The organism is Bacillus sp. FSL L8-0199 (assembly GCF_038005705.1).
GTDB lineage: Bacteria > Bacillota > Bacilli > Bacillales > Bacillaceae_G > Bacillus_A > Bacillus_A cereus.
Genome location: NZ_JBBOTS010000001.1, coordinates 5,267,537 through 5,286,154, shown reverse-complemented (window position 1 = coordinate 5,286,154; position 18,618 = coordinate 5,267,537). Strand labels below are relative to the sequence as shown.

Here is an 18,618-nt window from a genome sequence, read left to right as displayed (position 1 = left end):
AACTGCCCGTAAAAGCCCGATTGGTTCAACTAATAATCAGCGGGGGAAGAACCGCCCCTACTGATTAAAGTTTCACTTTATAGTTTCACCGAAATAAACAGCTTTATGAAAAAATGTGTTGTTCTATAACAAAAAACTGTTGACTGAATGCTCACTCATTATATAATGGGGATAGGGGATATAATTCAGAAAATTATATATTTTTGAAGATTCAAAAAGAAAGAGGGCTTACAAAGAGAGGGGTAGCATAAAAATGAATAGCTTACTGATTATTAATTGGCTGGCTGCCATTGCTGTTATTGCTTATGCAGGATATTTGTTTGTATATCTTATACGGACGAGAATGGCCTACATACAATTAGGAAAAAAAATTGAGTTTGACCGTCGTTTTAAAGAGCGTTGGGATCTCCTTAAGGTCAATGTTTTCGGTCAGAAAAAGCTGCTGAAAGATAAGAAAAGCGGCATCATTCACGTTATGTTCTTTTACGGATTTATTCTTGTCCAATTTGGAGCAATTGACTTCGTTTGGAAAGGACTCGCACCAGGATCACATCTTCCACTTGGACCACTATACCCTGCATTTACATTCTTCCAGGAAATTGTCACACTTGTTATTTTAATTGCAGTATTTTGGGCTTTTCATAGACGTTATGTAGAAAAGCTTGTTCGTTTAAAACGTAACTTCAAATCAGGTCTTGTTCTTATCTTTATCGGTGGTTTAATGATTTCTGTGCTACTTGGTAACGGTATGGGACTTATATGGCATGGCGAGGAGCTTTCATGGAGTGAACCAATTGCTTCTGCAATCGCTTACGTTTTTAGCGGGGTAAATGAAACCGTAGCCATTTCAGTGTTCTATTTTTCTTGGTGGGTGCATTTACTAATTTTGTTAACGTTTTTAGTGTATGTTCCACAATCAAAACATGCGCATTTAATTGCAGGACCAGCTAATGTATTCTTCGGTCGTCTTTCAAACCCAGGGAAGCTTGAAAAGATTGATTTTGAAGATGAAACGCAAGAAACATTTGGTGTTGGTAAAATTGAAGACTTTAGACAAAATCAACTTATTGACTTATACGCTTGTGTAGAGTGTGGCCGTTGTACAAATATGTGTCCGGCAACAGGAACAGGAAAAATGTTATCGCCGATGGACTTAATTTTAAAACTTCGCGATCATTTAACTGATAAAGGAGCTGCGGTAACATCAAAAGCACCGTGGGTTCCAGTAGTTGCCTTCAATAATACACAAGGAAATCAGTTAGCGATGATGGCAGCTGGAAAAGGACAACAAGAATCAGCGTCTACAACGCTCGCTTACGATCCGAGTTTAATCGGAGATGTTATTACAGAAGAAGAGATTTGGGCATGTACAACGTGTCGTAACTGTGAAGATCAATGCCCAGTTATGAATGAGCATGTTGATAAAATTATTGATTTACGTCGATATCTCGTCTTAACTGAAGGGAAAATGGACGCGGAAGCACAACGCGCGATGACAAATATCGAGCGTCAAGGAAATCCGTGGGGGCTGAACCGTAAAGAGCGTGAAACATGGCGCCAAGGTGATGACGAAGTAACAGTTCCAACTGTAAAAGAAAAATCAAAAGCTGGGGAGGAATTCGAGTATTTATTCTGGGTTGGTTCAATGGGATCATACGACAATCGTAGTCAGAAGATTGCGATATCGTTTGCGAAGTTAATGAACGAAGCAGGCATTTCATTCGCAATTCTCGGTAATAAAGAAAAGAATTCTGGAGATACACCACGCCGCCTTGGAAATGAATTTGTATTCCAAGAGATGGCGACAAAGAATATCGAAGAATTTGAAAAGGCAGGAGTGAAGAAAATCGTTACGATTGATCCTCATGCTTATAACACATTTAAAAATGAGTATCCGGACTTTGGCTTGCAAGCAGAAGTCTATCATCATACAGAATTGTTAGCTCAGTGGGTGAAAGAAGGGCGCTTAAAGCCTGTTCACGCTATTGAAGAAACAGTTACGTACCATGATTCCTGTTATTTAGGAAGATACAACGAAGTGTATGAAGCGCCACGTGACATTTTGAAAGCGATTCCTGGAGTGAATCTTGTAGAAATGGCACGTAACCGTGAAACGGGAATGTGCTGTGGCGCAGGTGGTGGCTTAATGTGGATGGAAGAAACAACAGGTTCACGTATTAACGTTGCTCGTACAGAACAAGCATTAGCTGTACAGCCATCCATTATCGGTACAGGTTGTCCATATTGCTTAACGATGATCAGTGATGGAACGAAAGCGAAAGAGGTAGAAGAGAAGGTTCAAACTCTTGATGTGACAGAGATTTTAGAACGATCTGTTATCGGACAGAAAAAAGAAGCGATGTAATTTGTAAGAATGTATACAACTTTAGAAAGAGGTGCAATGATTGCACCTCTTCTCAACGTAGGGATACCGAGCGAGCGCTCAGTGTTAAAAAATGAAATGGGGGAAAGAAACATGAGTAAAACAGTTATTTTAAGTGCTGCAAGAACACCAGTTGGAAAATTTGGAGGATCTTTAAAAGATGTAAAAGCGACGGAACTTGGAGGAATTGCAATTAAAGCAGCGCTGGAAAGAGCAAATGTTGCGGCTAGTGATGTTGAAGAAGTTATATTTGGAACGGTTATTCAAGGTGGACAGGGGCAAATTCCATCGCGCCAAGCTGCGAGGGCTGCTGGAATCCCTTGGGAAGTGCAGACGGAAACAGTGAATAAAGTTTGTGCATCAGGACTTCGTGCGGTTACGTTAGCGGATCAGATTATTCGTACTGGCGATCAATCACTGATTGTAGCCGGCGGTATGGAGTCGATGAGTAACAGTCCTTACATTTTACGCGGAGCAAGATGGGGATACAGAATGGGTAACAACGAAGTTGTTGATTTAAACGTTGCTGACGGTTTAACATGCGCATTTTCAGGTACACACATGGGTGTTTATGGTGGAGAAGTTGCGAAGGAAGATGGAATTTCTCGCGAAGCGCAAGATGAATGGGCATATCGTAGCCATCAGCGTGCGGTTTCAGCGCATAAAGAAGGGCGTTTTGAAGAGGAAATCGTGCCAGTAACGATTCCGCAAAGAAAAGGCGATCCTATTGTCGTTGCAAAGGATGAGGCGCCACGTGAAGATACAACGATTGAAAAGTTAGCAAAGTTAAAACCTGTATTTGATAAGACAGCGACGGTGACAGCTGGTAATGCCCCGGGACTAAATGATGGTGGTGCCGCACTTGTATTAATGAGCGAAGACAGAGCGAAGCAAGAAGGAAGAAAGCCATTAGCGACAATTTTGGCGCATACAGCAATTGCAGTGGAATCTAAAGATTTCCCAAGAACGCCAGGTTATGCAATTAACGCATTGCTTGAAAAAACAGGCAAGAAAATTGAAGACATCGATTTATTCGAGATTAATGAAGCATTTGCAGCGGTAGCAATTGCAAGTACAGAAATCGCAGGAATTGATCCGGAAAAATTGAATGTAAATGGCGGCGCGGTAGCGATGGGACATCCAATTGGAGCAAGCGGAGCGCGCATTATCGTTACACTAATCCATGCACTTAAGCAGCGCGGCGGCGGAATTGGAATTGCTTCGATTTGTAGCGGTGGCGGTCAAGGGGACGCAGTGATGATTGAAGTTCACTAATTAAAGTTCGAGGGTATAAAATTTATTAACAATTAAGGGGGAAGAAAAAATGGGTGTACAAAACATTGTTGTAATTGGTGCAGGGCAAATGGGGTCAGGAATTGCACAAGTATGTGCAATGGCAGGATATGACGTGAAGGTACAAGATTTAAAGCAAGAGCAATTAGATAGAGGATTGGCTATCATTACGAAAAACTTAGCCCGCCAAGTAGAAAAAGGACGCATGAAGGAAGAAGAGAAGGAAGCGACATTAAATCGTCTTACAGTAACGCTTGATTTAGATTGTGTGAAAGAAGCGGATCTTATTATTGAAGCAGCTGTTGAGAAAATGGATATTAAAAAGAAAATCTTTGCGAATCTAGATGAAATTGCTCCAGAACACGCAATTTTAGCGACGAATACGTCATCTCTGCCAATTACAGAAATTGCAGCGGTAACGAAGCGTCCGGAAAAAGTAATCGGTATGCACTTTATGAATCCAGTTCCAGTTATGAAGCTTGTTGAGATTATTCGTGGTTTGGCTACCGATGATGCGGTATATGAAGCAATTGAAGATATTACGAAAAAAATTGGGAAAGTACCAGTTGAAGTGAATGATTTCCCAGGTTTTGTATCAAACCGCATTTTACTACCGATGATTAACGAAGCAATTTATACGTTATATGAAGGTGTAGCGACGAAAGAAGCAATTGATGAAGTCATGAAGCTTGGTATGAACCATCCGATGGGGCCTTTGACACTCGCTGATTTTATCGGTTTAGATACGTGTTTATACATTATGGAAGTGTTGCATGAAGGATTAGGAGATAGTAAATATCGCCCATGTCCATTATTACGTAAGTATGTGAATGCAGGATGGTTAGGGCGTAAAACAGGTCGTGGATTCTACGTTTACGAATAAATGCCCCCTTTGTTACAACATAGTGGTCTTACCAAATTATTTAAAGGATATATAGCAAATGGAGGCGGAATATATGAACTTTCGTTTTAATGAAGAGCAGCAAATGATGAGGAAAATGGTTCGGGATTTTGCACAGAAGGAAATAGCCCCCTTTGTTCCTAGTATGGAACAAGGGGTGTTCCCGAAAGAGATTTTGCAAAAGATGGGTGAGCTTGGATTAATGGGTATTCCAGCGCCTGCAAAATACGGCGGGGCAGAAATGGACTTTATTTCTTACATTCTAGCAATTGAGGAAATCTCAAAGGTAAGTGCAACAGTTGGTGTAATTTTAGCTGTACATACGTCAGTTGGAATGAATCCGATTTTATATTTCGGAACAGAAGAACAGAAGAAAAAATATGTTTCTAAACTTGCAACAGGGGAATATTTAGGTGCATTTGCTTTAACAGAGCCAAATGCAGGATCAGATGCAGGGAGTTTGAAATCAAGAGCTGTGAAAAAAGGTGATCATTATATTATTAATGGATCGAAAGTGTTTATTACAAATGGTGGTGAAGCAAGTACATACATTGTATTCGCTTCTACAAATCCAGAGGCAGGAAAAAGTGGTATTTCTGCATTTATAGTAGAGAAAGATACATCTGGTTTAATCATTGGAAAAGATGAACATAAGATGGGACTTCTCGGTTCTCGTACAGTACAACTTACTTTTGAAGATATGAAAGTGCCAGCTGAGAATTTACTTGGGGAAGAAGGACAAGGATTCAAGGTGGCGATGGCGAATTTAGATGTTGGGCGAATTGGAATCGGTGCGCAGGCGTTAGGAATTGCTGAAGCGGCGCTTGGCTGTGCAATTGATTATGCAAAAGAAAGGGAGCAATTCGGGAAGCCCATTGCGGCGCAGCAAGGAATTGGCTTCAAGCTTGCAGATATGGCAACAAGTGTCGAGGCAGCAAGGTTACTCGTATATAGAGCGGCATCTCTTAGGGCACAAGGATTACCATGCGGTAAAGAAGCATCTATTGCGAAATTATTTGCTTCTAAGACAGCGGTTGAAGTCGCGATTGAGGCGGTGCAAGTATTTGGTGGTTACGGTTATACGAAAGACTATCCAGTAGAACGATTTTTCCGTGATGCGAAAATCACGCAAATATATGAAGGAACAAGTGAAATACAGAAACTTGTTATTAGCCGTGCTTTATAAAAGGGCGAGGGGGAGACGGAGATGCATTTTAAATTATCAGAAGAACATGAAATGATAAGAAAAATGGTTCGAGATTTTGCTAAAAATGAAGTGGCACCAACAGCAGCTGAGCGTGATGAAGAAGAGAGATTTGATCGAGAGTTATTTGATCAAATGGCAGAGCTTGGTTTAACTGGTATTCCATGGCCTGAAGAGTACGGCGGAATTGGAAGCGATTACTTAGCGTACGTAATCGCTATTGAAGAATTATCTCGCGTTTGTGCTTCAACAGGTGTAACACTGTCCGCGCATACTTCACTTGCGGGATGGCCAATTTTTAAATTTGGGACGGAAGAGCAAAAGCAAAAGTTTTTACGACCGATGGCTGAAGGGAAGAAAATTGGTGCATATGGCTTAACGGAGCCAGGATCTGGATCGGATGCTGGTGGAATGAAGACAATCGCAAAGAGAGATGGCGATCATTATATTTTAAATGGATCAAAAATTTTCATTACAAATGGCGGTATTGCTGATATTTATGTTGTTTTTGCGCTAACTGATCCTGAATCGAAGCAGCGCGGTACGAGTGCATTTATTGTAGAAAGTGATACACCGGGATTTTCAGTTGGGAAGAAGGAGAGCAAGCTAGGGATTCGCTCTTCACCAACGACTGAAATTATGTTTGAAGATTGCCGTATTCCTGTAGAGAATCTACTTGGAGAAGAGGGGCAAGGGTTTAAAGTTGCGATGCAAACATTAGATGGAGGTCGTAACGGTATTGCGGCGCAAGCTGTTGGTATTGCACAAGGGGCTTTAGATGCTTCTGTAGAATATGCAAGGGAGCGCCATCAATTTGGAAAACCAATTGCGGCGCAGCAAGGGATTGGCTTTAAACTTGCGGATATGGCAACAGATGTAGAAGCGGCACGCCTCTTAACATATCAAGCGGCTTGGCTTGAATCAGAAGGGCTTCCGTATGGAAAAGAATCAGCGATGTCAAAAGTATTTGCAGGAGATACAGCGATGAAGGTGACGACTGAAGCGGTGCAAGTATTTGGTGGTTACGGTTATACGAAAGATTATCCAGTAGAGCGTTATATGCGAGATGCAAAGATTACACAAATATATGAAGGAACACAAGAGATTCAGAGGCTTGTAATTTCTCGTATGTTAACGAAGTAGGAACGAAAGCGTAGGTATTTTCCTACGCTTTTTCCTTCCAAAAAATAATAGAGAGGTGAAGGGAATGGTTAAACATAATGTGCATGCATCGGTGAAAGATGAAAAATTAGTTGCGTTAAGACGTGAACAAATGATTAAAGGTGCGGTGCAACTGTTTAAACAAAAAGGATTTCCGCGTACAACAACGAGAGAGATTGCAAAAGCGGCTGGGTTTAGTATAGGGACACTTTATGAGTACATTCGTACCAAAGATGATGTTTTATATTTAGTTTGTGATAGTATATATGAACATGTAAAAGAAAGATTAGAGGAAGTAGTGTGTACAGAAAAAGGGAGTATAGAAAGTTTAAAGATAGCAATAACGAATTACTTTAAAGTGATGGACGAATTACAGGAGGAAGTATTGATAATGTATCAAGAGGTACGCTTTTTACCGAAAGAATCACTTCCGTATGTATTAGAAAAGGAGTTTCAAATGGTAGGAATGTTCGAGAATATTTTAGAACAGTGTACGGAAAATGGAACATTTACATTAAATAAAAAAGAAATACAGCTTCTTGCGCATAATATTTTTATACAAGGACAGATGTGGGGATTTAGACGCTGGGCGCTGCAAAAACTGTATACGCTCGAAGAATATACAGAAATGCAAATTAGGTATGTATTGCAAGGGGCCCATATGCTTCCGAAATAAGGAACAGACAAATTATAATTTTACTACCCTATAAAAGTTTCCCGTTTTTTTTGTAGCATATTTGTGCGACTTTTGTTTATAATGAATAGTATGGATTTTTTTAAGCAGGCCGTTATATATAAGGTTATATTTGATGAAAGGAAGTGCCGCATAAGTGGATTTTAAGCAATATTCACCAGAAGAGCTAAAAGAATGTTCAATGATTGAAGTTGTACATAGCGTTTTAGGGGATAAAAAACAAGCAACGACATTCAACGAGTTGGTTCAAGAAATCGCTCAAGTGCTGGGACTATCTCAAGAGCAAGTTAATGCGAAAATCGCACAATTTTATACAGACTTAAACATCGATGGACGTTTCATTAATTTAGGAGAAAATCGTTGGGGACTACGCAGCTGGTACCCATATGAGCAAATTGATGAAGAAATCTTGCCTCAACCAAAACCGAAGAAGAAACGTAAAGTTGAAGAAGACGGTTTTGACGACTACATTGAAGAAGACGAAGATGACTTCGACGATGCAGACGTAATTGAAGAAGAAGACGATGTAGAAGATTTGGACAAAGTTCTTGAAGAAGAAGACGGAGATGACGACGATCTTGATGATTTAGACGAAGATGACGACGACTTCGCTGAAGAAGAACTTGAGTATGATGAAACTGAAGAAGAAGAAGAGGAAGAACTGTAGTTCTTGACTTTTCATTATCGTCCATGTAGAATCATTTTTGGGCTCTTTAAAAAAGGACGATAATACTTTTAAAGTGTAAATATAAAAGAAAATTGCTCCCTACTTATTACTTTTTGTGATGAGGGGAGCAATTTTCTTTTTTGTTTTTTGTTTAGAAAATAAAAAGAGTCTAACAATAAGATGGATACAGTGTTATCTACATACGTTGCGCTTTGCAACGGTGATTATATAACAGCAAAATAGAAGGGAGCTTTTTCATGACTAAGTATATTTTTGTAACAGGCGGTGTAGTATCGTCTTTAGGAAAAGGTATTACAGCAGCATCTCTTGGAAGACTTTTAAAAAATCGTGGTTTAAACGTAACGATTCAAAAGTTTGATCCATACATTAACGTAGACCCAGGGACTATGAGCCCATATCAACACGGTGAGGTATTCGTAACAGATGATGGCGCAGAAACTGACTTAGACCTTGGTCACTATGAGCGTTTCATCGACATTAACTTAAACAAATACAGCAACGTAACAACAGGTAAAATTTACTCTTCAGTTCTTCAAAAAGAGCGTCGCGGTGAATATTTAGGAGGAACAGTTCAAGTTATTCCTCACATTACTAACGAAATTAAAGAGCGCGTATATCGTTCTGGCCGTGAAACAAATGCGGATGTTGTTATTACAGAAATCGGTGGAACAGTTGGTGATATCGAGTCTCTACCATTCTTAGAAGCAATCCGTCAAATTAAGAGCGACATCGGTCGTGACAATGTAATGTACATTCACTGTACGTTAATCCCGTACTTAAAAGCAGCGGGTGAAATGAAGACAAAACCAACACAACATAGTGTTAAAGAACTTCGTAGCTTAGGTATTCAGCCAAACATTATCGTTGTTCGTACAGAAATGCCTGTTTCTCAAGATATGAAAGACAAGCTTGCATTATTCTGTGACATTGATACAAAAGCAGTTATCGAAGCTCGCGATGCAGATACTTTATATGCGGTTCCATTATCTCTTCAAGAACAAAACATGGACCAAATCGTTTGTGACCACTTAAAATTAGACAATCCAGCTGCAGATATGACAGAGTGGACTGCGCTAGTTAACAAAGTGCGTAATCTTTCTAAGAAAACAAAAATCGCTCTTGTTGGTAAATATGTAGAACTTCAAGATGCTTATATTTCTGTTGTAGAAGCACTTCGTCATGCTGGTTACTCATTCGACACAGATGTAGAAGTAAAATGGGTAAATGCTGAGCACGTAACAGCAGAAAACGTAAAAGAATTAGTTGGCGATACAGATGGTATCCTTGTACCAGGTGGCTTCGGCGATCGTGGTGTAGAAGGTAAAATCGTTGCGATTCAATATGCTCGTGAAAACAAAGTTCCATTCTTAGGAATTTGCTTAGGTATGCAACTTGCATCAATCGAATTCGCACGTAATGTATTAGGTTTAGAAGGTGCTAACTCTTCTGAAATCAACCCTGACACACCATATGCAATCATCGACTTATTACCAGAACAAAAAGATGTAGAGGACCTAGGTGGTACACTTCGTCTTGGTCTATACCCATGTAAGCTTGCTGAAGAAACCAATGCTTACAATGCTTATAATGAGCCGGTTGTATATGAGCGTCATCGTCATCGTTATGAGTTCAACAACCAGTTCCGTCCGGATATGGAAAAAGAAGGATTTGTATTCTCTGGTACAAGCCCAGACGGCCGTCTAGTTGAAATCATTGAATTAAAAGACCATCCTTGGTTCGTGGCAGCACAGTTCCACCCAGAACTTGTTTCTCGTCCAAACCGTCCACAACCATTGTTCCATGACTTCGTAAGAGCTTCTATTACGAATAAAGAGAGCAAGTAATAAAAAAGGCGCCTGAAATAAGGCGCTTTTTTTAATATTCATTTAACATTTCATCGATTGTGAATTTGATTCCGTGATAAGCAAATAAAGCTACTATTAAACTTGGGAATCCGTAGCGATTACCTTCATCATCTGGAATGAGACCTTTTAACAGTTTTGTATCAATATGTACGTCTGTATATCGTTCGAGTGATTCCGTACCTTCTTGAAGAGCAGAAATGCCGACAATAGAGTGTCCCTCTTCTTGTAGTTTTTTTGCAATTTCTACAACCGCTTCATCTGTTGAAAAACGGCTAATAAGAAGTACACGATCCGCAGAGGTTACTTCTGCTTCTTTACCATTTTCAAATAAGCGTTTTGCTTGCTTCATTGGTTCAGCACCGAATAGTGCCTCGGCAACAACGCCCTCCATTTCATTTGTACCATGTAAATAAATGAAACCATCGCCAACTAGTGCTTGAGCAAGTAAACGAGCGCTATCTTCTATATTCATTTCTTCTTTTTGAGAAACTCTGGAGAAATAACCACTTAATTGAGTTGAAAAAATTTTTAACATAATGTTACTCCCTTCGTACGTGTTTGCCGGCTTTCATTATAGTTTATTTTTTTAGAAAGGTGAAATCGTAGGGTAGCATAACAAAATAGGAAACGGTAAAATAAGAAAGAATAGGAAGGAATTTGCCAAAGAATAGCGAAAATAAATCGTTAAGATATAAGAAGCTTTAAATCTTGTACTTACACAGAAAGGTTGGGAATTATGGAAGGTAAAATTTTAATCGTTGATGATCAATATGGGATTCGTGTGTTATTACATGAAGTGTTCCAAAAAGAAGGTTATCAGACATTCCAAGCAGCAAATGGATTTCAAGCTTTAGATATCGTGAAAAAAGATAATCCAGATTTAGTAGTGTTAGATATGAAAATTCCAGGCATGGATGGTATAGAGATTTTAAAGCATGTAAAAGAAATTGATGAGAGTATTAAAGTAATTTTAATGACTGCTTATGGAGAGCTTGATATGATCCAAGAAGCAAAAGATTTAGGTGCTTTAATGCATTTTGCTAAACCATTTGATATTGATGAAATTCGTCAAGCTGTGAGAAATGAGCTCGCTGTAGAGGCGTAAAAATGAATTTTTTATAAAAAATATGGAAAAAAGCGTTTACATGGACTATTGTGCAGGTGAATACGGTTGAGTTTTTGAGTACAAGTTGTTATCCTATTGAGTGTAGAAAAAAGTCCGGTATGTATATATACATATTTTACCTTATTCTGGTCATACTACCAGCGATAAGAACTTATCGGATACAAAAAACGTTTTTTAGGAGGATTCACCATGCCTTTAGTTTCTATGAAAGAAATGCTAAACAAAGCACTAGAAGGAAAATACGCAGTTGGTCAATTCAACATGAACAACTTAGAGTGGACTCAAGCTATCTTAGCTGCTGCGGAAGAAGAAAAATCTCCTGTAATCCTAGGTGTATCTGAGGGTGCAGCTCGTCATATGACTGGTTTCAAAACAGTTGTAGCTATGGTTAAAGCTTTAATCGAAGAAATGAACATCACTGTTCCTGTAGCGATTCACCTTGATCATGGTTCAAGCTTCGAAAAATGTAAAGAAGCAATCGATGCAGGTTTCACATCTGTAATGATCGACGCTTCTCACCACCCATTCGAAGAAAACGTTGAAACTACTAAACAAGTAGTAGAATACGCACACGCTCGTAACGTATCTGTTGAAGCTGAGCTTGGAACAGTTGGCGGACAAGAAGACGACGTAATCGCTGAAGGCGTAATTTACGCTGACCCAGCAGAGTGTAAGCACCTTGTTGAAGCAACAGGTATCGATTGCCTAGCTCCAGCTTTAGGTTCTGTACACGGTCCTTACAAAGGTGAGCCTAACTTAGGATTCGCTGAAATGGAACAAGTTCGTGACTTCACTGGCGTACCTTTAGTATTACATGGTGGTACTGGTATCCCAACTGCTGATATCGAAAAAGCTATCTCTTTAGGTACTTCAAAAATCAACGTAAACACTGAGAACCAAATCGAGTTTACAAAAGCTGTTCGTGAAGTATTAAACAAAGACCAAGAAGTTTACGATCCTCGTAAATTTATCGGACCTGGCCGCGACGCTATCAAAGCAACTGTTATTGGTAAAATTCGCGAATTCGGTTCTAACGGTAAAGCGTAAGAATAAAATTCCGTTTTGGAAACCGTCTAGTCTTTTAGACGGTTTCCTTTCGTTGTATAATGAAAGCGTGAACAAGTCTAAAGATTTTATCATTTTTGTTTTTAAATAGAAAATAATGTGCATAGTCCTATTAATAAATGTGATAACGTATCTAAATTGATAAAGTGAATTCGATGAATAGTTGATCTTTATCTATTCGTGCTACAGGAGAAATGAAGATAATGGTTTCCTATTTATTGAGTTTTGGGATGGAAAGAGTAATTGAGATTCTTAAGGGGAGCTTTCTATAAAAAGATAGAAAGTAAATACATTCACAAGAAGGGAGCTCAATATGGAAAAATTGCTAATTGAAGGCGGAAGAGCTTTAAATGGAACAATTCGAGTAAGTGGTGCAAAGAACAGTGCCGTTGCATTAATTCCAGCGACAATTTTAGCAGATACTCCAGTAACTATTGGTGGTGTCCCTAATATTTCGGACGTGAAAATGTTAGGAGACTTACTAGAGGAAATTGGAGGGAAAGTAACTTATGGACAGGAGGAGGAGATGGTAGTCGATCCTTCTAACATGGTTGCAATGCCTTTGCCAAATGGAAAAGTGAAAAAATTGCGCGCTTCTTATTATTTAATGGGTGCAATGCTTGGCCGTTTTAAAAAAGCTGTTATTGGGCTTCCGGGTGGATGTCATTTAGGACCGAGGCCGATTGATCAGCATATTAAAGGGTTTGAAGCGCTAGGTGCACATGTTACGAATGAACAAGGTGCCATCTATTTAAGAGCAGATGAGCTACGCGGGGCACGTATTTATTTAGATGTTGTTAGTGTAGGAGCTACGATTAATATTATGCTAGCAGCTGTACGAGCAAAAGGTAGAACTGTTATTGAAAATGCAGCGAAAGAGCCCGAGATTATTGATGTAGCTACATTGTTAACAAGCATGGGGGCACGTATTAAAGGTGCTGGTACAGATGTAATCCGAATAGATGGTGTGGACTCTTTACATGGTTGTCACCATACTATCATCCCAGATCGTATTGAAGCTGGTACGTATATGATTCTAGGAGCTGCATCAGGAGGAGAAGTAACGGTTGATAATGTTATTCCTCAGCATTTAGAATCAGTTACTGCAAAGCTAAGAGAAGCTGGTGTTCAAGTTGAAACGAACGATGATCAAATTACGGTGAACGGTAATAGAAAGTTAAAAGTAGTTGATATCAAAACGCTTGTATATCCAGGTTTTCCAACGGATTTACAACAGCCGTTTACGACGCTTTTAACAAAGGCGCACGGGACGGGAGTTGTAACAGATACAATTTACGGTGCCCGTTTCAAACACATTGATGAATTACGTCGTATGAATGCTCAAATTAAAGTAGAGGGTCGTTCGGCAATTGTAACTGGTCCTGTGTTACTGCAAGGTGCAAAAGTGAAGGCGAGTGATTTACGAGCAGGAGCGGCACTTGTTATTGCAGGTTTAATGGCAGATGGAATTACAGAAGTAACAGGACTTGAGCATATTGATCGAGGTTATGAGAATATAGTGGACAAGCTTAAAGGGCTTGGAGCAAACATTTGGCGAGAACAAATGACAAAGCAAGAAATTGAAGAAATGAAGAACGCATAAGTGATACTTCCGCAAGGGGGAAGCGAAGCATCACTACTTGCGGAAGTACACTTTATAGAAAAACACGGTTCACAAAATACGGCAGAAATATAAAGACTTAAAGGAGAGGGATTATCGTGGAAAGAAGTTTATCTATGGAGTTAGTACGTGTAACAGAGGCTGCAGCTTTATCATCAGCGCGTTGGATGGGGCGCGGGAAAAAGGATGAGGCAGACGGTGCAGCAACATCAGCTATGCGTGATGTATTTGATACAATTCCGATGAAGGGTACAGTTGTAATTGGTGAAGGTGAGATGGATGAAGCACCAATGCTATATATCGGAGAGAAATTGGGTACAGGATATGGACCACGTGTAGACGTTGCGGTTGATCCTTTAGAAGGGACAAACATCGTAGCAGCTGGTGGCTGGAATGCTCTTGCTGTTATTGCAATTGCAGACCACGGTAATTTGTTACATGCCCCTGACATGTACATGGATAAAATCGCGGTTGGCCCGGAAGCAGTTGGGGCGGTCGATATTGATGCGCCTATTATTGATAACTTACGTGCAGTTGCGAAAGCGAAAAATAAAGATATTGAAGATGTTGTAGCGACAGTTTTAAATCGTCCACGTCATCAAGAAATTATCGAAGAAATTCGTAAAGCTGGTGCTCGCATTAAATTGATTAATGATGGAGATGTAGCTGGAGCGATTAATACAGCGTTTGATCGTACAGGTGTAGATATTTTATTTGGATCTGGTGGAGCACCTGAAGGTGTATTAGCAGCAGTTGCTTTAAAATGTTTAGGTGGAGAAATTCACGGAAAACTATTGCCACAAAACGAAGCTGAATTAGCACGTTGTAAAAAAATGGGCATAGAAGACATTAATCGTATCCTTCGTATGGAGGACTTAGTAAAAGGTGACGATGCAATCTTTGCAGCAACAGGCGTAACAGATGGAGAACTATTACGCGGTGTTCAATTTAAAGGTAGCGTAGGAACAACGCAATCCCTTGTTATGCGCGCAAAATCAGGCACAGTTCGCTTCGTAGATGGTCGTCATAGCTTAAATAAAAAACCGAACTTAGTTATTAAATAAAAAGTGCAAGCGGCTCGTTCAGAATCGCAGGGCATTGGAGCTCTCGACCTTGAAGCGCTCTTTGCTTCGAGTGAGAGAGTGAAATGACCGGAGATTCTAGCCGCTGGAACTGGATTAAGTAAAAAGCGTAAGCAGCTTGTTCAGAATGGGAGGGGGATGGAGCTTCTGACGAAGAGGCGCTTTTTGCCTCGCAGGAAGAAGTGAAGCCACCGACCATTCTAGCTGCTGAAGCTGGATTAAGTAAAAAGCGGAGGTGGCTTGCTCAGAAGGGGAAGGCATTGGAACTCCTGACGAAGAGGCGTTTTGTGCCTCGCAGGAAGGGGTGAAATGACTGACCCTTCTAGACACCGGAGCTGGATTAAATAAAAAGTGCAAGCGGCTCGCTCAGAAAGGTTAAAATGGTCGACTTTTCTAACTATCGGAGCTGGAACTAAATTAAATAAGAAGCGAAGACAAATTTTCTTGTCTTCGCTTCTTGTATTTGTGTTCCAACGTATTGATTAAAACTAGATAAAAGGGTTACAATAGTGAATATTACCCTACTTGAACTTATTGCCTTTCATTATTAATTATTTGCCTTCCGTATTTTTTCCCTTTACCCATGAAAAAAGAGAATAACGTTAAAGTGTGGTGTCTGAATGAATTTGTCAATTGCAGCATTAGAAAACATGAAATTAAAAGAGTTATACGAGCTTGCGAAAGAATTTAAGATTTCGTATTATAGCAAGTTAACGAAAAAAGAGTTAATTTTTTCCATTTTGAAAGCTCGAGCAGAAAAAGAAGGTTTCTTTTTCATGGAAGGCGTATTAGAAATTATTCAATCAGAAGGATTTGGATTCCTACGTCCTATCAACTATTCTCCAAGCTCAGAAGATATTTATATCTCAGCTTCGCAAATTCGTCGTTTCGATTTACGTAATGGAGACAAGGTTTCTGGTAAAGTACGACCTCCGAAAGAAAATGAACGCTATTTTGGGTTATTACAAGTTGAAGCTGTAAACGGAGATGATCCAGATTCAGCAAAAGAGCGTGTGCATTTCCCTGCATTAACACCATTATACCCAGATCGCCAAATGAAATTGGAAACGGAACCGAAAAAGTTACCGACACGCATCATGGATTTAATCGCACCAGTTGGATTTGGACAACGTGGTTTAATTGTTGCGCCTCCAAAGGCTGGTAAAACAAGTCTATTAAAAGAAATCGCGCATAGTGTTACAACAAATCATCCGGAAGCAGAATTAATTGTACTTTTAATTGATGAGCGTCCAGAGGAAGTAACAGACATTGAACGTTCTGTTAAAGGAGATGTTGTAAGTTCTACTTTTGATGAAGTACCAGAAAATCATATTAAAGTAGCTGAGCTTGTGTTAGAACGTGCGATGCGTCTTGTAGAGCACAAGAAAGATGTTATCATTTTAATGGATAGTATTACCCGTTTAGCTCGAGCTTACAACCTCGTTATTCCACCAAGTGGTAGAACATTATCAGGTGGTATCGATCCAGCTGCCTTCCATAGACCGAAGCGTTTCTTTGGAGCTGCGCGTAATATTGAAGAAGGCGGTAGCTTAACAATTTTAGCAACAGCCCTTGTTGATACAGGATCCCGTATGGACGATGTTATTTACGAGGAATTTAAAGGAACTGGAAATATGGAACTTCACTTAGATCGTTCATTAGCTGAACGTCGTATCTTCCCGGCGATCGATATTCGCCGTTCTGGTACACGTAAAGAAGATCTATTAATTCCAAAAGAACATTTAGACAAGTTATGGGGCATTCGTAAAACAATGCGTGATACACCAGACTTCGTTGAAAGTTTCTTACGTAAGCTTCGTCAAACTAAGACAAATGAAGAGTTTTTACAAAACATTGTTGCAGACTCAAAAAGGTATGTAACAACTAAGTAAAGGGAAAAATCAGGACTCGCTTATTTTATAGTAAGCGAGTTTTTTATGCTGTTTAGGTGATATTAAAGAGAGAGATAAGGGAGAGAACCTTAACTGGTCAGAGCTGAGCGAGCCACCCCCACTTTTAAGATAATATCGAGCTCCAGCGGCTAGAATCTCCGGTCATTTCACTCTCTCGCTCGAAGCAAAAAGCGCTTCAAGGTCGAGAGTTCCAATGCCCTGCGATTTTGAACGAGCCGCTTCTGCTTTTAAATGATATCCAGTTCCGGTGGCTAGCTCTTCGCATCTAAGAACCTTCCGCCCGAAAGGTAAAAAGCACCTTTAGGGCGAAAGAACCTTAGCTGGTCAGAGCTGAGCGAGCCACCTCCACTTTAAATTTAATATCCAGCTCCAGCGGCTAGAATGGTCGGTGGCTTCGCGTCTTCCTACGAGGCAAAAAGCGCCTCTACGTCAGAAGCTCCATCCCCCTCCCATTCTGAACGAGCCGCTTGCGCTTTTAAAATTAAAAAGACAAAAACAGGTAGTTGCAAAATGAAGTTAGCCTTGTTATAATTTCATCATATGTGTTTCATCAATATAGTTGTGTATGCAGCTGAAGATGAAAAACTCTGTTTCGAAAATGATTCAGGGCGGAAGGAGATGAAAAGAATGAAAGCAGGAATTCACCCAGATTACAAGAAAGTTGTATTCATGGACACAAACACAGGCTTCAAATTCTTAAGCGGATCTACTAAAGGATCTAACGAAACTGTTGAGTGGGAAGATGGTAACACTTATCCATTACTAAAAGTTGAGATCAGTTCTGATTCTCACCCATTCTACACTGGACGTCAGAAGTTTGCTACTGCAGACGGACGCGTTGACCGCTTCAATAAGAAATACGGTCTTAAGTAATAAAAACATAAAACAGGCAAGTGTATGTATTCGCTTGTCTGTTTTTTTTGCGAAAATATTATACCTTTACCCTACTTTTAACTGAAAAGTAGATGAAAGGAGAGCTTCATGTACTTAATAAATCAAAATGGCTGGATTGAAGTGATTTGCGGTAGTATGTTTTCTGGCAAGTCAGAAGAGCTAATCCGCCGTGTGCGCCGTACGCAATTTGCAAAACAACATGCAATTGTATTTAAACCATGTATTGATAATCGATATAGTGAAGAAGATGTAGTATCACATAACGGATTAAAGGTAAAAGCAGTTCCTGTTTCAGCTTCAAAGGATATATTTGAACATATTACAGAAGAGCTGGATGTTATTGCAATCGATGAGGTGCAATTTTTTGATGGGGACATTGTGGAAGTGGTGCAAGTATTGGCAAATCGTGGCTATCGTGTCATTGTAGCTGGTTTAGACCAAGATTTCCGTGGTCTACCATTTGGACAAGTTCCTCAGCTGATGGCGATTGCTGAACATGTGACAAAACTACAAGCAGTATGTTCTGTATGTGGATCTCCAGCAAGTCGTACACAACGATTAATTGATGGAGAACCAGCGGCATTTGATGATCCAATTATTTTAGTTGGAGCTTCAGAATCGTATGAACCGCGTTGTCGTCATTGTCATGCAGTACCTGCAAACAAAGATAAGTAAAACTCGCTGCGCAAGGCGGGTTTTTTTCAAAATAGAGAGAATGAGCGGTGTGA

At 39.9% G+C, this 18,618-nt stretch carries 16 protein-coding genes; 15 read left to right on the top strand and 1 reads right to left on the bottom strand.

Annotated features, from left to right (window positions below; translation table 11 throughout):
- The first annotated feature begins 253 nt into the window (after positions 1-253).
- The 8 genes from NST86_RS27405 (at position 254) to pyrG (ending at position 10,168) form a co-directional block, all read left to right on the top strand.
- On the top strand, positions 254-2,365 hold the full coding sequence (locus NST86_RS27405) for a heterodisulfide reductase-related iron-sulfur binding cluster (protein ID WP_001086779.1): 2,112 nt from the start codon (positions 254-256) through the stop codon (positions 2,363-2,365).
- Positions 2,366-2,374: 9 nt separating this feature from the next.
- Entirely contained in the window at positions 2,375-3,658 is a 1,284-nt protein-coding gene (locus tag NST86_RS27400) for an acetyl-CoA C-acetyltransferase (RefSeq protein ID WP_002005994.1), read from the top strand.
- 49 nt (positions 3,659-3,707) lie between these two features.
- Complete coding sequence (locus NST86_RS27395) at positions 3,708-4,559, top strand: 3-hydroxybutyryl-CoA dehydrogenase (RefSeq protein WP_000538874.1); 852 nt, start codon at positions 3,708-3,710, stop codon at positions 4,557-4,559.
- A gap of 73 nt (positions 4,560-4,632) precedes the next feature.
- Positions 4,633-5,763 (top strand): acyl-CoA dehydrogenase, encoded by a 1,131-nt coding sequence (locus tag NST86_RS27390; RefSeq protein ID WP_001011181.1) that lies wholly within the window; start codon positions 4,633-4,635, stop codon positions 5,761-5,763.
- Positions 5,764-5,784: 21 nt separating this feature from the next.
- Positions 5,785-6,924: an acyl-CoA dehydrogenase AcdA gene (acdA, locus tag NST86_RS27385; protein ID WP_000545543.1), complete on the top strand. Its 1,140-nt coding sequence runs from the start codon at positions 5,785-5,787 to the stop codon at positions 6,922-6,924.
- Positions 6,925-6,988: 64 nt separating this feature from the next.
- The gene (locus tag NST86_RS27380; protein ID WP_000238599.1) at positions 6,989-7,618 is read left to right on the top strand and encodes a TetR/AcrR family transcriptional regulator; all 630 of its coding nucleotides are present in this window, start codon (positions 6,989-6,991) and stop codon (positions 7,616-7,618) included.
- 154 nt (positions 7,619-7,772) lie between these two features.
- Positions 7,773-8,303: a DNA-directed RNA polymerase subunit delta gene (gene rpoE / locus NST86_RS27375; protein ID WP_000346277.1), complete on the top strand. Its 531-nt coding sequence runs from the start codon at positions 7,773-7,775 to the stop codon at positions 8,301-8,303.
- Between the two features lie 257 nt (positions 8,304-8,560).
- Entirely contained in the window at positions 8,561-10,168 is a 1,608-nt protein-coding gene (pyrG, locus tag NST86_RS27370; protein WP_000170460.1) for a CTP synthase, read from the top strand.
- A 31-nt stretch (positions 10,169-10,199) separates the two neighbouring features.
- On the opposite strand, the gene NST86_RS27365 is transcribed toward pyrG, so the two are convergent.
- Positions 10,200-10,724: a DUF2529 domain-containing protein gene (locus tag NST86_RS27365; protein ID WP_000912402.1), complete on the bottom strand. Its 525-nt coding sequence runs from the start codon at positions 10,722-10,724 to the stop codon at positions 10,200-10,202.
- Between the two features lie 201 nt (positions 10,725-10,925).
- Here NST86_RS27365 and spo0F point away from each other — a divergent pair, with 201 nt between their 5' ends.
- The 7 genes from spo0F (at position 10,926) to NST86_RS27330 (ending at position 18,565) form a co-directional block, all read left to right on the top strand.
- Positions 10,926-11,294 (top strand): sporulation initiation phosphotransferase Spo0F, encoded by a 369-nt coding sequence (gene spo0F / locus NST86_RS27360; RefSeq protein ID WP_000398594.1) that lies wholly within the window; start codon positions 10,926-10,928, stop codon positions 11,292-11,294.
- A 210-nt stretch (positions 11,295-11,504) separates the two neighbouring features.
- Positions 11,505-12,362, top strand: coding sequence for a class II fructose-bisphosphate aldolase (locus NST86_RS27355; protein WP_001131855.1), 858 nt, complete (start codon positions 11,505-11,507; stop codon positions 12,360-12,362).
- A gap of 331 nt (positions 12,363-12,693) precedes the next feature.
- Positions 12,694-13,983 (top strand): UDP-N-acetylglucosamine 1-carboxyvinyltransferase, encoded by a 1,290-nt coding sequence (gene murA / locus NST86_RS27350; protein ID WP_000413254.1) that lies wholly within the window; start codon positions 12,694-12,696, stop codon positions 13,981-13,983.
- Positions 13,984-14,099: 116 nt separating this feature from the next.
- Entirely contained in the window at positions 14,100-15,065 is a 966-nt protein-coding gene (gene glpX, locus NST86_RS27345) for a class II fructose-bisphosphatase (RefSeq protein WP_000442340.1), read from the top strand.
- Between the two features lie 638 nt (positions 15,066-15,703).
- Positions 15,704-16,975 (top strand): transcription termination factor Rho, encoded by a 1,272-nt coding sequence (gene rho, locus NST86_RS27340; RefSeq protein WP_001053903.1) that lies wholly within the window; start codon positions 15,704-15,706, stop codon positions 16,973-16,975.
- A gap of 648 nt (positions 16,976-17,623) precedes the next feature.
- Positions 17,624-17,869: a type B 50S ribosomal protein L31 gene (locus tag NST86_RS27335; RefSeq protein ID WP_000643433.1), complete on the top strand. Its 246-nt coding sequence runs from the start codon at positions 17,624-17,626 to the stop codon at positions 17,867-17,869.
- A 108-nt stretch (positions 17,870-17,977) separates the two neighbouring features.
- Positions 17,978-18,565 (top strand): thymidine kinase, encoded by a 588-nt coding sequence (locus NST86_RS27330; RefSeq protein WP_000280859.1) that lies wholly within the window; start codon positions 17,978-17,980, stop codon positions 18,563-18,565.
- Positions 18,566-18,618 lie beyond the last annotated feature (53 nt).

Excerpts from the sequence above, each read along its gene's own strand:
- NST86_RS27405 (WP_001086779.1), top strand. The coding sequence starts at position 254 with ATGAATAGCTTACTGATTATTAATTGGCTGGCTGCCATTGCTGTTATT.
- NST86_RS27400 (WP_002005994.1), top strand. The coding sequence starts at position 2,375 with ATGTATACAACTTTAGAAAGAGGTGCAATGATTGCACCTCTTCTCAAC.
- NST86_RS27395 (WP_000538874.1), top strand. The coding sequence starts at position 3,708 with ATGGGTGTACAAAACATTGTTGTAATTGGTGCAGGGCAAATGGGGTCA.
- NST86_RS27390 (WP_001011181.1), top strand. The coding sequence starts at position 4,633 with ATGAACTTTCGTTTTAATGAAGAGCAGCAAATGATGAGGAAAATGGTT.
- acdA (WP_000545543.1), top strand. The coding sequence starts at position 5,785 with ATGCATTTTAAATTATCAGAAGAACATGAAATGATAAGAAAAATGGTT.
- NST86_RS27380 (WP_000238599.1), top strand. The coding sequence starts at position 6,989 with ATGGTTAAACATAATGTGCATGCATCGGTGAAAGATGAAAAATTAGTT.
- pyrG (WP_000170460.1), top strand. The coding sequence starts at position 8,561 with ATGACTAAGTATATTTTTGTAACAGGCGGTGTAGTATCGTCTTTAGGA.
- NST86_RS27365 (WP_000912402.1), bottom strand. The coding sequence starts at position 10,724 with ATGTTAAAAATTTTTTCAACTCAATTAAGTGGTTATTTCTCCAGAGTT.
- spo0F (WP_000398594.1), top strand. The coding sequence starts at position 10,926 with ATGGAAGGTAAAATTTTAATCGTTGATGATCAATATGGGATTCGTGTG.
- NST86_RS27355 (WP_001131855.1), top strand. The coding sequence starts at position 11,505 with ATGCCTTTAGTTTCTATGAAAGAAATGCTAAACAAAGCACTAGAAGGA.
- murA (WP_000413254.1), top strand. The coding sequence starts at position 12,694 with ATGGAAAAATTGCTAATTGAAGGCGGAAGAGCTTTAAATGGAACAATT.
- rho (WP_001053903.1), top strand. The coding sequence starts at position 15,704 with ATGAATTTGTCAATTGCAGCATTAGAAAACATGAAATTAAAAGAGTTA.
- NST86_RS27335 (WP_000643433.1), top strand. The coding sequence starts at position 17,624 with ATGAAAGCAGGAATTCACCCAGATTACAAGAAAGTTGTATTCATGGAC.
- NST86_RS27330 (WP_000280859.1), top strand. The coding sequence starts at position 17,978 with ATGTACTTAATAAATCAAAATGGCTGGATTGAAGTGATTTGCGGTAGT.